Source organism: Tistrella mobilis, assembly GCF_039634785.1.
Lineage (GTDB): Bacteria > Pseudomonadota > Alphaproteobacteria > Tistrellales > Tistrellaceae > Tistrella > Tistrella mobilis.
Window position 1 is genome coordinate 1 of the sequence record NZ_JBBIAB010000032.1, and the last position, 13,779, is coordinate 13,779.

Sequence of the window (13,779 nt, forward strand, 5' to 3'; positions counted from 1 at the left end):
TCGATCCACACTGCCAACCGCCTACGCCCTGACGCGGGGTGGAGCAGCCCGGTAGCTCGTCAGGCTCATAACCTGAAGGTCGCAGGTTCAAATCCTGCCCCCGCAACCAAGTTTCCAGCAACGCCGCCCCGGCCACTCGCCGCGGGCGGCGTTGCTGCGTTCGGGCCCTGCCATCGGGCAGGGGCCCCCGCGATCTTCCTTCTGTCTTCCCTCTCCAACGCCCCCTATTGTCGTTCTCCGCACCAGGCGCGCAGCCCCCACGCAAAGGTCGGACAATGACACGCCAGCTTCTCGCAATCCTGACAGCGATGACCTGTCTCTTCGCAGCGCACGCCATGGATGCGCGGGCCGGGGGGGCTGTGCTGACATGCCGGATCGAGGGGCATGATCGCGAGGCTTCGGTGGCCATTGATGGCGACAGCGCCGTCTATCGCTACGGCCCGCCCGGCGGGCAGGCCGAGCTGACCCTCACCACGCCGCTGGCCGATCTCGACTACCGCCGCAATAGCGGGGCCGGCGACACGATCGACGAAGTCGTGACCTTCAACAACGGCAACACCGCCTATCGTGTCGCCGCCGGTTTCCGGGACGGGCTGGCGCCGGATCCGTCTGCCCTTGTCCCCTTCGGCAGGCTGACCGTCCTCCGCAACGGCAAGAGCCTTGCCCGGCTGACATGTCGCCCCGACAGCATCAGGCGCACGCACGATCTGTTGCTCTCCCGCATGCGGGCCATCGGGCGGGAGCAGACCTCGGATGGCGAGCCCTTTCCGAACTATCCGATCGACCATCCGGCCCCTGCCGACCAGTCGCCCCCCTGCGAGGCGCAGTCCAATGTCGACAGCTGCTGGAGCAGGGGGGTGGCGGCCGCGCGCGGCGGGGATCTGCGTGCGGCACTCGGCCATTACGACATGTCGTGCGATGCCGGCTTCAACGATCTCGGCTGCTACGAGGCCGGGAAGATCTATCTTCACAGCCGGGCGCTGCGCGATTACGACCGCGCCACGGCGCGACTGACGCGGGTCTGCGAGGGGGATGATCCGGGACAGGGGCCCTATGCCTGCAAATATCTGGGCTGGATGTCTCTGACCGGCACCGGCACGGCGCGCGATCTGGATCGCGCCTGGGACAGGCTGGCGAAAGCGTGCTTCCTGCACAACGGCGTGATCACCATCGACCCCGAAGGCTGCCATTTCCTGGCCGAGACCATCCGTGCCGTGCAGAAGACCCCCGTGCCGGGATTGCCCGACAGCGATTTCCTGGCCTATGTCGCCCTTGCCCAAGGCTGCACCGACGATGCCGAAACCGTCTGCGACGAGGCGCGGACGTTCTACGCCACCGCAGCCGCGCGCGGCGCGACATGGATTACCAGCTGCGACGAAATCGTGCGCGCCCGCAATCTCTTCGACTCCTGCACGCAGATGACGGCGGCACCGGCGGATTACGAGGAGATGATGGCGTTGCGCCGCAAGCTTGTGTCGGTCTTCCGCGAGGAACTCGACGTGGAGTGACGGGGGCACCTCCGGCCCCCCGCGATCTTCCGTCTTGTCCCGTCCCGTCCCCCTCCCGTCCCGTCCCCCTCCCGAAACGGGAAAGCCAACGCGGGAAAGGGGGCACCACCGCGGTTGCGAATGCGTCTCAGCTGTGGAAGACTGTGCCCCAGCCGTCGAAGGCCCGGTTCGGGTCTCCGGCAGATCTGAATGATCGAAGAAGGCCGTCCGCATGTTCGAGCCGCTGTGCTCCATGATGACCGGATCCCCGGCCATTACCGTCATGACCGCTGCACCGCTTGTGCCGACCCTTGATGGGCGCTCGGTGCCGAACGGCATGGCCGAAGCGCCGTAAGATTACCGACGGCTCCGCCGGGCCGCTCGCGGCCCTGGCCGGCGCGCCGGCGCCGATTTTCCATCCGATCCCATCCGTTTCCTGTCCGGTCCGGTGTCGGCTGCTCCCTTTGCCGAGCGGCCGGCCGGCCGTCCCGTGCCCTTGCTCTGCCTGACCGGGCAAGGGGCCGGGCAGGGGACGCAGAGAAGGCAAGTCCATGCTCGCACCCTTTCTGATCATGCTGCGCGAGGGGCTGGAGGCGGCCCTGATCGTGGGCATCATCGCCGGCTATCTGCGCCAGACCGGCCGGCGCGACCAGCTGCCTGCGGTCTGGGTGGGGATCTTCCTTGCCGCCGCCATGGCGCTGTTCACGGGCGCCGCCCTGCAGATGGTCAGCGCCGGCTTTCCGCAGAAGGCACAGGAGCTGTTCGAGGCCGTGGTCGGCATCGCCGCCGTGGTCGTGCTGGTGGCGATGGTGTTCTGGATGCGCCGGGCGGCGAAATCGATCCGCCGCGAGTTGCATGCCGGCATCGATCAGGCGCTGGCGGCAGAGGGCGGCCGTGCGGCCGGCTGGGCGCTGATCGGCATGGTGTTCTTCGCGGTGGCACGGGAAGGGCTGGAATCGGTGTTCTTCCTGCTGGCGATCTTTCAGCAGAGCCGGGATGCCGCAGCACCTCTGGGCGCGCTTGCCGGGATCGCGGTGTCGGCGGGGATCGGCTGGGCGATCTATCGCGGCGGGCTGCGGCTGAACCTGGCGCGTTTCTTCCGCTGGACCGGGGTCGTCATCCTGTTCGTGGCGGCGGGGCTGCTGGCCGGCGCGCTGAAGGCCCTGCACGAGGCGGGGCTGTGGAACGGGCTGCAGGGCGTGGTCTACGATCTGGGCCGGGTGCTGCCGGAATCGGGGGCCGTGGGCACGGTGCTGTCGGGGCTGCTCGGCTATCGCGAGGCACCGACTTTGGGGGAGGTGCTGGTCTACGCGGCCTTCCTGGCGGTGACGCTGATCCTGTTCCTGCGGCCGGCCGCCCCCGTGGCTGCGGCACGCCCGGTCGCGCGGGAGGGGTGAGATGAGCGGATCCGAGACCTCTCGTGCCATGCAGCTGGCGGTGGCGGGTGCCGCCGTTCTTGCCATCGCCGGTGGTGCTGCCTTCTGGTATGCGACCGAGCACAGCCGGCAGGCGGGCCCTGATCGGGCCGCCGATCAGGTGGTCACCGTCACCGGTGGGCGCTGCGATCCGCAGACCATCACCCTGCCCGGTGGCCGGCGCAGTTTCGAGATCGTGAATGCCTCGGACCGCCCGATCGAATGGGAGATCCTGGACGGGGTGATGGTGGTCGCGGAGCGCGAGAACATCGTGCCGGGCTTCCACCAGATGCTGACCGTGCAGCTGTCCCCCGGCGATTACGAGATCACCTGCGGGCTGCTGTCCAGCCCGCGCGGGGTGCTGCATGTGACGGCCTCGGACGAGGCGGCGGCCGCAGCGTCGGAAGTGACGCTGCGGCAGTTCCTGGGGCCGCTCGCCGAATACCGGGTCTATCTGGTGATGCAGGGCCGGGCGGCGGTGAAGGCCGCGACGGTGCTGCGCGATGCCATCGCGGCCGGCGACCTGGAGGCGGCGCGCCGGGCCTGGACGGCCGCGCGGCTGCCCTGGCGCCGGATCGAGCCGCTCGCCTATCGCATTGCCGATCTGCAGGCGGTGATCGATCCGCAGGCGGCCTATCTGGCCCGGCGCGAGTCCGACCCCGGCTTCATCGGCTATCACCGTATCGAATACGGGCTCTTCACCCGGGGCAGTATCGAGGGGCTGCTGCCGGTCGCCGATCGGCTGGTCGCGGATCTTGAAACCCTGAACCAGCGGCTGAAGACCACCGAGGTGACGCCGGCCCTGCTGCTGGCCCTGCCGGCCGACATGACCGGCCGGATCGTCGAGACCCGGCCGGGCGCCGCCGAGGGGGGTTTTGCCGACCAGCATCTGGACGAGCGTCATCTGGCAGAGCTTGAGGCCAGCCTCGACGGCATCGCCAAGCTGACCGGCCTGCTGGGGCAGATCGTCTCGGGCGCCGATCCGGCGCTGGAGGCGGAGCTGACCGCCGCACTCGACCGGGTGGCGGGCGATCTTGCCCGCCTGCGCAAGGCCGATGCCGCGACCGCCGCAGCGGGGGAGGGGCGCGCCGCCCTGACGCGCGATCTGGCCGGGCTGAAGACGACCCTGGGCAAGCTGCCCCCCGTGATCGGGATAAGTTGAGATGACTGCAGATGTGAAAACCGGTCCCGGCGGATACAATCCGCTGACCACCAGCCGGCGCAGCCTGTTGATGGGGCTTGGGGCGGGCGCTGCCGCGGGCGCGCTGATCCGCCAGGCACGGCCCGCCGCCGCGGCGGTCTCCGCCCCCCGGGTGGATGACGCCCCCCGCGCCCATATGGGCAGCATGCAGGGGCGGGTGCCGTTCTACGGCGCCCATCAGGCGGGGATCACCACCCCGCGCCCGGCCAACGGCATCATCGCCGCCTTCGACGTGGTCGCCATGTCGCTGGACGATCTGGAGCGGATGCTGAAGGCGTTGAGCGCGCGCGCCGCTTTCCTCGCCACGGGCGGCCCGGTGGCGGCCCGCGATCCGAAATTGCCGCCGGCGGATTCCGGCATTCTGGGGCCGGTGGTCACGCCGGATGATCTGACCATCACCATCGGGCTTGGCGCCTCGCTGTTCGCGCGGCCCTGGCTGGCGGGCCTGGCGCCCGCGAAGCTGACGCGGATGGTGGAATTCCCCAATGACGCGCTGGACCCGGATCTCTGCCACGGCGATCTGTCGATCCAGTTCTGCGCCAATACCCAGGACACCAATATCCACGCGCTGCGCGACATCGTGAAAAACCTGTCGGCCTTTCTGGTCCTGCGCTGGATGGTCGAAGGCTCGGTGCCGCCGGTCGCCGCCGCCGCCGACGGATCGACGCCCAGCGCCCGCAACTTCCTGGGCTTCCGTGACGGCTCGGCCAATCCGGCCTCGGGCGATGCCGCGCTGATGGACCGGGTGGTCTGGACCAGTGCCGCGAACGAGCCCGGCTGGGCGCGGGGCGGCAGCTATCAGGCGGTGCGGATCATCCGCAACATGGTCGAGCGCTGGGACCGCACGCCGCTTGCCGAACAGGAACGGATCTTCGGCCGCAACAAGGTGACGGGCGCGCCGCTGGATGGCGGGCCGGGGGCGACGGAGCATGACGTGCCCGATTATGCCGCCGATCCGGACGGGGCGAAGACCCGGCTCGATTCGCATATCCGCCTCGCCAATCCGCGCACGCCCGCAAGCGCCGCCAATCTGATCCTGCGGCGGCCGTTCAACTATTCGCGCGGCGTGATGAAGAACGGCCAGCTGGATCAGGGGCTGATCTTCATCTGCTATCAGGCGGATCTGGAACAGGGCTTCATCACCGTCCAGACGCGGCTGAACGGCGAGCCGCTGGAGGAATACATCAAGCCGATCGGCGGCGGGTATTTCTTCGTGCCGCCCGGCGCCACCGATGCGGACGACTATGTCGGATCATCGCTGATCCAGGCCGCCCGGCAGGCCTGATCGCGTTGCCGCGTCATACCCTTTACGAGAGATGCAGGAGGCAGCATGGCTGCAAAGCTCTTCACCACCGGTGCCATGATCGTCGGTCTTGTTGCGGCGACGGCGCCGGCCGCGCTGGCGGCGGATCCGTCGCTCGATCTGGTCGGGCCGCTGTCGGCCTATAAGATCTATGTCGCCGAGAACACCGATCAGCTGGTGAGCGATACCGAGGCGCTGACGGCGGCGATCAAGGCCGGCGATCTCGACAGGGCCAAGGCGCTGTTTGCGCCCACCCGCACCAGCTATGAGAAGATTGAGCCGATCGCCGAGCTGTTCGCCGATCTCGACGGGTCGATCGATGCCCGCGCCGACGACTACGAGAAGGGCGAGAAGGACGAGACCTTCACCGGCTTCCACCGGATCGAATACGGGCTTTGGGAAACCGGCAGCACCCGGGGGCTGGAAGGCTATGCCGACCGGCTGCTGGCCGATGTGAAAGACCTGAACAGCCGGATCAACGCGCTGACCTTCCCGCCGGAAGCGGTGGTCGGCGGGGCCGCGGCGCTGATGGAAGAGGTGGCCGCGACCAAGATTTCGGGCGAGGAAGACCGCTACAGCCATACCGATCTCTGGGATTTCGACGCCAATTTCGCCGGCTCGAAAGAGATCTACGACCTGCTGCGGCCGCTGATCACCGACAGGGACTTCATCGCCCGGGTCGACGGCAATTTCGCCGAGGCCGGCAAGGTTCTGGAGAAGTATCGCAGCGCCGGCGGCGGCTTCGTCTCGTATGAGAAGCTGACCGATGCCGACCGGCGGATCCTGGCCGCGAAGGTGAACACGCTGGCCGAAGATCTGTCGACGCTGCGCGGCAAGCTGGGCCTTGCCTGAACCGACAGACAGGTATCTCTGGCAGCCCGGCATCTCTGGCAGCCCGGCGCGTCCTGGTCTACACTCCGCGCCGGGCCTGCGGGCCCCCATAAAGAACCAGCCGCCGCGCCTGTGACCGATCCGTTCCGCCCCCAGCCCGTCGCCCGGGGATCCTGGCCCGGACCTTTGTCACTGCCGGTTTGTCGTGTGTGCGGGGGCGTGTCGCCTCCACCGACGCTGCATCGATCCGGCCGCCAGATGGCGGGCCGGGCGTGGATGCACGTCCGCGACACGAAGGCATCGGAGCCCATGGATCTACCGGCCCTGTTCCGCCGGCATGCGACGGATATCGGATCATCCCTGCGCGCCCGCGGCGTTTCGGCGGATGTCGCCGCCGACATCACCCAGGACGTGTTCGTGAAGCTGCTTGCGGGCGGCGGCGGCACGGCGGTGCTGCACAATCCGCGCGCCTATCTGAAACGCATCGCGCTCAACCTTCTGGTCGACCGGCACCGGCGTGAGCCGGGGGCGGCCCTGGTCGAGCTGTCGCCCGATCTGCTGGACGAGATCGCCGACGAGGCACCGGATGCCGAGCGCGCCGCCGCGGCCCGCCAGCGGCTGGCGGTGGTGGAGGCGGCCCTTGCCGAACTGCCGCCGCGCACCCGGCGCGCCTTTGAACAGCACCGGCTGGGCGAGCGCAGCCTGGCCGAAATCGCCGCCGAGCTGGAGGTGTCGACCGCCCGGGTCTGGGCGATGGTGCGCGATGCCTATGGCCACGTGAAACGCCGGCTGGACGAGCACGCAGAATGACGACGGCGCCGCCTGATCGCGAAACGCTCTGGCAGGAGGCTTTCGACCTTCTGATCCGTCGCCAGAACGCCCCCGACAACCCGGTGACCCTGCGGCTGATCGCCGAATGGCGGGGCCGGAGCCCGGTTCATGACGGCATCTGGCGCGAGGCGCTGGAGCTGCATGCGCTGACCGGCCGGGCCGTGGGGGCGGCCGGCCGGATCCCGCAGCCTCCCGCACGCCGGATCGGGCGGCGCGCCGTTCTGGCCGGCGGTGTGGCAATGGCGGCCGGGGTGGCGGGGCTGGCCCTGGTTCCGCGGTTGACCGCCGGGACGCGGACGGATGTGGCCGCGATCCGAAGGATCGACCTGCCCGGCGGCGGCCAGGCCACGATCGGGCCGCTGACCGCCGTTACCCTGAGGGCCGCACCGGGGGCCGCGCCGGGGGCCGACCTGCGCGAGGGGCTGGCCTGTTTCGAGCCATCGGGGGCAGCCCCCTTCACCGTGACCACGGACGGCCTGACCCTGCAGAGCCTGGCCGGGCCCGCGCGCTTCGATCTGGCCGTCGAGGGCGCGCTCAGCGTGGTGAGCGTGGGCGCGGGGCGGGTGCAGATCGGGGGCGCGGGTGCCGCACTTGCCTGCGCCGCCGGCGACCGCCTGACGATCGACGGCGGCACAGGCACCGTGACGCGCGGCCGGCTCGCCCCGGGGCAGTTCGCGGCCTGGCGCTCGGGACGGCTGGTGGTGGAGGGGGAGCCGGTCGCGGCGGTGCTCGCCCGCATCGCCCGCTGGTATGACGGCCGGATCATGCTGCTGGATGACGATCTGGGTGCGATGCCGATCAGCGGTGTCTATACCGCGACCGACCCGGAGGCGGCGGCCCGGGCGGTGATCCGCCCCTATGGCGGGCGGCTGCGCCGGATCGGCCCCTGGGCGATGGTGATCGACCGGGCGTGAGGGTCCGCCCGAATTGCGATTGAAAATAATTCGCAAACAGGGGGTTCAAATCCGGCGCCGGACTCCGTCTGGGCAGACAGGAGGGTGCGGTGCAATGGCATGCAAGCCAGGCCTGCACCCGATCTGCTGCACAGAGGATCGGACGGACGTGATGATGGCTGGTCTTGGAGGACGGGGACGGCGGCTGCGCCGGGCCCTGATGATGTCGGTTGCGGTGGTGGCGGTGGCGGGTGGCCAGCTGCCCGGCCAGCCGGGCATTGCGGTTGCCCGCGCGGCGGAGCGCGGCTATGCCGTGCCCGCCGGCCCGCTTGCCCAGGCCTTGCAGGTTTTCGGCCAGCAATCGGGGCTGCAGATCTCGTACATCCCCTCTCTGGCCGCTGGCCGTACCAGCCCGGGTGTGACGGGCGAGATGGATGCGATCCAGGCGCTGGTGGCGCTGCTGGAGGGCACCGGCGTCGATTTCCGCACGGGAGAGGGTGGCCTTGTCACCCTGGTGCCGGCGGCCGATCAGGGCCAGGGACAACAGAGCCGGGCGCAGAAGCTGGACCCGGTGGTGGTGATCAGCGCGCTGACCGATGTCCGCACCATCGCGACCTCGACGGTCGACCGCGAGACCATCGAGCGGCTGCAGGCCAATTCGGTGCCGGAACTGCTCAACGATCTGCCGGGTGTCGATCTGGTCGGCTCGGCCAGGCCCGACGGGCATTCGCTCAACATCTGGGGGTTCGGCGATCAGGAGGATGTGGCGATCACGCTCGACGGTGCCGACAAGAGCTTCGAGAAATACCGCCAGGGCACGGTGTTCATCGAACCGGAGCTGGTGAAAGAGATCACCGTCGACAAGGGCTCGTTCTCCCCCCGCGGCTATGGCGCTTTCGGCGGCACGGTGGCGCTGACCACCAAATCCGCCTCGGACATGCTGCTGCCGGGGGAGAATACCGGCGGCTTCCTGAAGCTCGGCTATGGCGTCAACGGCAAGGAATGGAGCCGGACCACCGCGCTCTTCGGCCGTGACGACGACAGCGGCGCCGAACTGCTGGTCTCGGCCACCCGGCGTGACAACGACAAGTACCGGACGGCCGACGGGCAGAAGCTCAACCTGTCGGAAGGCGAATTGCTGAGCGGCCATTTCAAGGGCAGCGTCGCGCGCGAGGATCATTTCCTGGAACTGAGCGGCGCCATGTCGACCAGCGACGTGCTCGGCCCCTTCGCCGCCAAGACCGGCCAGATCGTGCCGTCGGATTATCAGATCGATCGCTACGGTTTCGAACAGGCGCTGGCCCGGCTGACCGTGCGGCGCCAGACCGATGACCGCTCGCTGTCGGGCAAATATGTCTACGACCCGGCCGACCCGCTGGTCCGCACCACCGTGCAGCTGTCGTGGTCCGAGACGAAGCAGCACGATAAGCGCCAGGTCGAGGACATCTATGTCAACCTGGGCCTCGGCGGCAATGAAAGCTGGCTGTCTTACGAGAACTACGGCGCCGAGATTTATAACGAGAGCCGTTTTGCGGTCGGTGGCCTGGAGACGACGCTCAGCATCGGCGCCCAGGTGAAGCACCAGGACCGCGACAGCATGGCCTATTCCTGGACGGACCGGAACGATCCCGATCGCAATTACGGCCATCTTCAGCCCTACAACATTCCGGCCGGCACCCAGACGATCTATGCCGGCTGGATGGAATACGAGGTCGATTTCGGCAACGGGCTGACGGTCACGCCGGGCCTGCGCTACGACCATATCCGCACCGACGGCGTGCCCAATGCCGCGGCCGATTACAGCGACCCCGCCAAGGGGCACGACTATTCGGCGGTGGTGCACAAGGGCTTTTCGCCGACGCTGAACGCGCTCTATCAGGTGAACGACAATCTGGCGCTGTTCGGCGGGCTCGCCTACAAGCTGCGTGCACCGCTGGTCGACGAGATCTACGAGGTCGGCACCAACCGGTCCTCTGCGCGCCAGCTGGAGGCCGAGCGTGCTTTCGAAAAGCGGATCGGCGCGGTGCTGACCTTCGGCGATGTCCTGGAGCCGAAGGACAAGGTGCTGACCCGGCTCCAGATCTATCGCAACGACGTGTCGGACAACATCATGCGGGTCTTCGGCTCGCCCAATGTCGGCCGCTATCCCGACCGGGTGCCCAGCCATCACAATCTGCGCGGCTTCTATACCCAGGGCGTGGAGCTGGAAGCTTTCTATGACAGCCCGCTCTACATCGCCGGCTTGAGCCTCGCCTATGCCGAAGGCGAGCATGAGGGATCGGTGCGCGACATCTATGGCGCCGATCAGCCGGTCTACGACATCGCGCCGTTCAAGCTGGTCGCCCAGTTCGGCCGCAAGATCCCGGAATACGACCTGCTGGTCGGCTGGAAGGGGCTGTTCGTCGCCGGCCAGGACGACGTCCCGAATGATGCGCTGATCCCCTATACACCCTATCCGGCCAGCGCCGGCTATGGTGTCCACGACGTCTATGTCAGCTGGACGCCGCGCGATGGCCTGTTCGGCGGGGCGACCGCACGGCTGACGGTGCAGAACCTGTTCGACAAGGACTACAAGGCCTATTTCAACGGCTTCTCGGCCAAGGGGCGCAGCGTGAAGGCGGCGGTGGCCTACACCTTCTGATCCGCCAGCCGGGCCGAGACCCGGCGGACGGTCAGCACCAGCACCGGGCAGATCAGGCCGCAATAGCACCCCATGCCGGCGATCAGCCAGGGCAGGGGAATCCCGGCATCGACCAGCAGCCCGGCCAGGCCGGGGCCGGCGGCGGCGGCCAGCACCATGGCCGCCACCACCACCCCCCGCACGGCGCCCAGATGGCGGGTGCCGTAGACCTCGGGCCAGAGGCTGCCGAAAAGGGTGAGCGAGATGCCGTCGGTGATGCCGTAGAGCAGCATGAAGGCGAAGGCCGACCAGGGCGCCTCGACGCCGGCCAGAACCAGGCAGGCGGCCCCGAAGGGCAGCAGATAGACCGGCAGCAGGCGCCGCGCGCTTGCCCGGTCGATCAGATGGCCCGACAGCAGGACATTGCCGATCGCGATCACGGCATAAAGGGTGAAGGCCGAGGCGAAGACCTCGGGCGCCCAGAAGCGGGCGGCGGCAAGGCTGGTCTGGTGGAAGAAGATGGTGTTGCTGATGAAGGCGGGCGGCAGCATGCCGGCCAGCAGCAGATAGAAACAGGGATCGCGCAGCACCTCGGCCCGCGACCAGTGGCGGATGGGTGGCGCCGCCGCGGCCGGATCCGCTGCCGCCGGCTGCCGGTCGCGGGCGGCAAGACGGGCCAGCACCGGCCAGAGCAGCAGAACAAGGCCGGCCGCGACGATCCAGCCGAGGCGCCAGCCGATGGCGCCCGCCAGCACCACCTGACCCAGCGGCAGCAGCGCCTGACCGGTGTTGAGGCCAAGGGCCGCGATCGAGACCGCCCGGCCGCGCCCGGCCGCGAACCAGCGGCCGATGGTGGTATAGGCCAGATGCACCATCATCCCCTGCCCACAGAAGCGAAGCAGCAGCAGGCCCGGGATCAGCTGGAGAAGGTGAGTTGCCGTGCCGGTCAGCACGGCACCGGCCGCGAAGGCGGGCAGGGTGAAGGCCAGCACGCGCGTGACCGGCATCCGGTCGACCAGCCCGCCGGTCAGTGCCAGCAGCAGGGCCCCGCCCAGGGTGACGGCGGTGTAGATCAGCCCGAAATCGCCCGCCGAAAGGCTGAACGCCGCCCGGATGTCGTTCCCCGACAGCGCCACGAAAAAGGTCTGTCCGAAGGACGAGGCGAACATCGCAAGATAGCCGGTCGCATACCAGCGGGCATCGGCGCGAAGCGGGGCCAGGATCGGCGGAAGGTTCGGGGTAAGGTTCGGGGCAAGGGGCACGCGGCTGGGTCCGGGGCGGCGGCAGGGACGGGAACCCGCAGCCTGCACCATCCCTGCGACAAAGGCGATGGATGATCCGTCAGCCGTCAGCCGCCGGTTGCGCGGTTCTCCTGCGCCCAGCCGCGCGGCGCGCGGCCGTGGACGCGCTTGAAGGCCGTGCCGAAGGCGCTTTCCGAGGCATAGCCCAGCCGTTCGGCCAGGGCACCGATCGTGGTGCCACCCTGGCGCAGCGCCGCCCGGGCCAGGCGCATCCGCCAGTGGAGAAGATGGTCGATCGGCGTGGTGCCGGTCGCCTCGGCGAAGCGCCGGGCAAAGCCCGATCGCGACATGGCGGCAAGCCGCGCCAGCTCTGCCACCGTCCAGTCGCGGCCGGGATCGGCATGCATGGCGGCAAGGGCCGCGCCGATCTTCGGATCGGCAAGCGCCGCAAGCAGCCAGCCTCCCTCTTGCGTCGCACGGCCGGCATGGGCGCGCAACATGTCGATCAGCAGCACCTCGGCCAGGCGCCGGGCCACCAGATCCACCCCCAGATCCCCGGCCAGAAGCTCGGCTTCCAGCCGCGCCAGGGTCGCCCGCACCCCGGCCGCGCGGGGATCGGCCATGTCGATCTTAAGGAAGGGCGGCAGGATCCCGTGCAGCAGCTCGCCATCCGGGCGGTCGATGGTGAAGCTGCCGCCGATCAGCACCACCTCGTCCCCGCCGCAGGTGACGCTGCCGCGCGCGGCGGCGGCGAACAGCGCCGATCCGTCCGCCGGCGGCAGCTCCGGATCGCTCGCGACCGTATAGCCGGGGGGAAGGGCCAGCAGGAAGGCATCCCCCGCCTGCAACTGCACCGGCGCGCCACCGTCGAGGGTCAGCCAGCATCGGCCGCGCAGCACGGCGTTGAACTTGACCAGCGGGCGGGGCCGGAAGGCCAGCGACCAGTCGCCGCCGGCTTCCAGCCGCACGAAAGCAGCCCCGCGCACGTCGAGCAGGCCGAGGATGCCGGAGAGGGGGTCGGTCGACATTGGACGATCTCGCCGAAACTCTGGATCCCGTCTCATAGCAACACCGAAAGCTGCCGGCTAGCCTCTTGGAAACCTATCGATGACGGAGGCGATGCGATGACGGATGGGATCGAGGGCAAGGTGGTGGTGGTGACCGGTGCCGGCAGCGGCATCGGCGCGGCGACGGCCCGCCGGCTGGCGGCAGGCGGCGCGAAGCTGGTGCTGGCCGGGCGGGGTGCGGTACGGCTGGAACAGGTGGCCGCGTCGATTGCCGCCGATGGCGGCACGGTCGCCTGGATGGCCGCCGACGTCGCCACACGCGACGGGCCGGCGGGTCTGGTCGATCTGGCGCTCAAACGCTTCGGGCGGCTGGACGTGCTGGTCTCCAATGCCGGTGTCGCGCCGATCGGCCCCTTCGACGATCTGGCGGTCGACGACTGGGACCGGATGATCGACATCAATCTGCGCGGTGTGCTTTATGGCATCGCGGCGGCGCTGCCGGTGTTCCGCCGCCAGACATCCGGCCATTTCGTGACGGTGATCTCCACCGCCGGGCTGCGCATCGTGCCGGGTATGGGGGTCTATGCGGCAACCAAGAACGCGGTCCGCACGGTGATGGAGGGGCTGCGCCAGGAATCGCGCGGCGATTTCCGCGTCACCGGCATTTCGCCCGGCTTTGTGCGCACCGATCTTGCGGCATCGATGCCCGATCCCGGCGCCATGGCGGGCATGCAGGACCGGATGGCGGAGATCGGCCTGGATGCCGATGCCGTCGCCCGCAGCATCGCCTTCGCGATCGCCGAGCCCGACGGGGTCGATATCGGTGATCTGGTGATCCGGCCGACCGTTCAGGACTGAGCCCCCTGCCTCACCCACAATGGCCCATCCGGGTCATGGTGCCATCCGCGACCAGCTTTCAGACTCGGCCCCGGTTGCCGTGAAAAGAGGGG

The 13,779-nt window shown here is 69.1% G+C and carries 12 protein-coding genes and 1 tRNA gene; 11 read left to right on the forward strand and 2 right to left on the reverse strand.

Features of this window, described 5'->3' with window-relative positions:
* Positions 1-32: 32 nt before the first annotated feature.
* The 10 genes from WI697_RS25325 (at position 33) to WI697_RS25370 (ending at position 10,602) form a co-directional block, all read left to right on the forward strand.
* A tRNA-Met gene (locus tag WI697_RS25325) sits at positions 33-109 on the forward strand.
* A gap of 166 nt (positions 110-275) precedes the next feature.
* Complete coding sequence (locus WI697_RS25330) at positions 276-1,508, forward strand: SEL1-like repeat protein (protein WP_345960401.1); 1,233 nt, start codon at positions 276-278, stop codon at positions 1,506-1,508.
* 211 nt (positions 1,509-1,719) lie between these two features.
* Positions 1,720-1,842 carry a hypothetical protein gene (locus WI697_RS25335; protein ID WP_267021083.1) on the forward strand — a complete coding sequence of 41 codons (123 nt, stop codon included), beginning with the start codon at positions 1,720-1,722 and terminating at the stop codon, positions 1,840-1,842.
* 196 nt (positions 1,843-2,038) lie between these two features.
* Positions 2,039-2,884 carry an iron uptake transporter permease EfeU gene (gene efeU, locus WI697_RS25340; RefSeq protein WP_014748158.1) on the forward strand — a complete coding sequence of 282 codons (846 nt, stop codon included), beginning with the start codon at positions 2,039-2,041 and terminating at the stop codon, positions 2,882-2,884.
* A 1-nt stretch (position 2,885) separates the two neighbouring features.
* Positions 2,886-4,064 (forward strand): iron uptake system protein EfeO, encoded by a 1,179-nt coding sequence (gene efeO / locus WI697_RS25345; RefSeq protein WP_345960402.1) that lies wholly within the window; start codon positions 2,886-2,888, stop codon positions 4,062-4,064.
* Between the two features lies 1 nt (position 4,065).
* The gene (efeB, locus tag WI697_RS25350; RefSeq protein WP_345960403.1) at positions 4,066-5,388 is read left to right on the forward strand and encodes an iron uptake transporter deferrochelatase/peroxidase subunit; all 1,323 of its coding nucleotides are present in this window, start codon (positions 4,066-4,068) and stop codon (positions 5,386-5,388) included.
* Positions 5,389-5,433: 45 nt separating this feature from the next.
* Positions 5,434-6,258: an iron uptake system protein EfeO gene (gene efeO, locus WI697_RS25355; RefSeq protein ID WP_345960404.1), complete on the forward strand. Its 825-nt coding sequence runs from the start codon at positions 5,434-5,436 to the stop codon at positions 6,256-6,258.
* 288 nt (positions 6,259-6,546) lie between these two features.
* Positions 6,547-7,047, forward strand: coding sequence for an RNA polymerase sigma factor (locus WI697_RS25360; protein ID WP_082828436.1), 501 nt, complete (start codon positions 6,547-6,549; stop codon positions 7,045-7,047).
* A complete protein-coding gene (locus WI697_RS25365) occupies positions 7,044-7,982 on the forward strand; it encodes a FecR family protein (RefSeq protein ID WP_345960405.1) in 939 nt (312 codons plus the stop codon). Before WI697_RS25360 ends, WI697_RS25365 begins: the two co-directional genes overlap by 4 nt.
* A gap of 151 nt (positions 7,983-8,133) precedes the next feature.
* Entirely contained in the window at positions 8,134-10,602 is a 2,469-nt protein-coding gene (locus WI697_RS25370; protein WP_345960406.1) for a TonB-dependent receptor, read from the forward strand.
* On the opposite strand, the gene WI697_RS25375 is transcribed toward WI697_RS25370, so the two are convergent.
* Both WI697_RS25375 and WI697_RS25380 read right to left on the reverse strand, forming a co-directional pair.
* Positions 10,590-11,843, reverse strand: a complete 1,254-nt coding sequence (locus WI697_RS25375; RefSeq protein ID WP_345960407.1) for an MFS transporter — start codon at positions 11,841-11,843, stop codon at positions 10,590-10,592. The genes WI697_RS25370 and WI697_RS25375 overlap by 13 nt on opposite strands.
* Positions 11,844-11,929: 86 nt before the next feature.
* On the reverse strand, positions 11,930-12,850 hold the full coding sequence (locus WI697_RS25380) for an AraC family transcriptional regulator (RefSeq protein ID WP_345960408.1): 921 nt from the start codon (positions 12,848-12,850) through the stop codon (positions 11,930-11,932).
* Positions 12,851-12,946: 96 nt separating this feature from the next.
* Here WI697_RS25380 and WI697_RS25385 point away from each other — a divergent pair, with 96 nt between their 5' ends.
* Complete coding sequence (locus WI697_RS25385; protein WP_345960409.1) at positions 12,947-13,687, forward strand: SDR family oxidoreductase; 741 nt, start codon at positions 12,947-12,949, stop codon at positions 13,685-13,687.
* Positions 13,688-13,779: the final 92 nt, after the last annotated feature.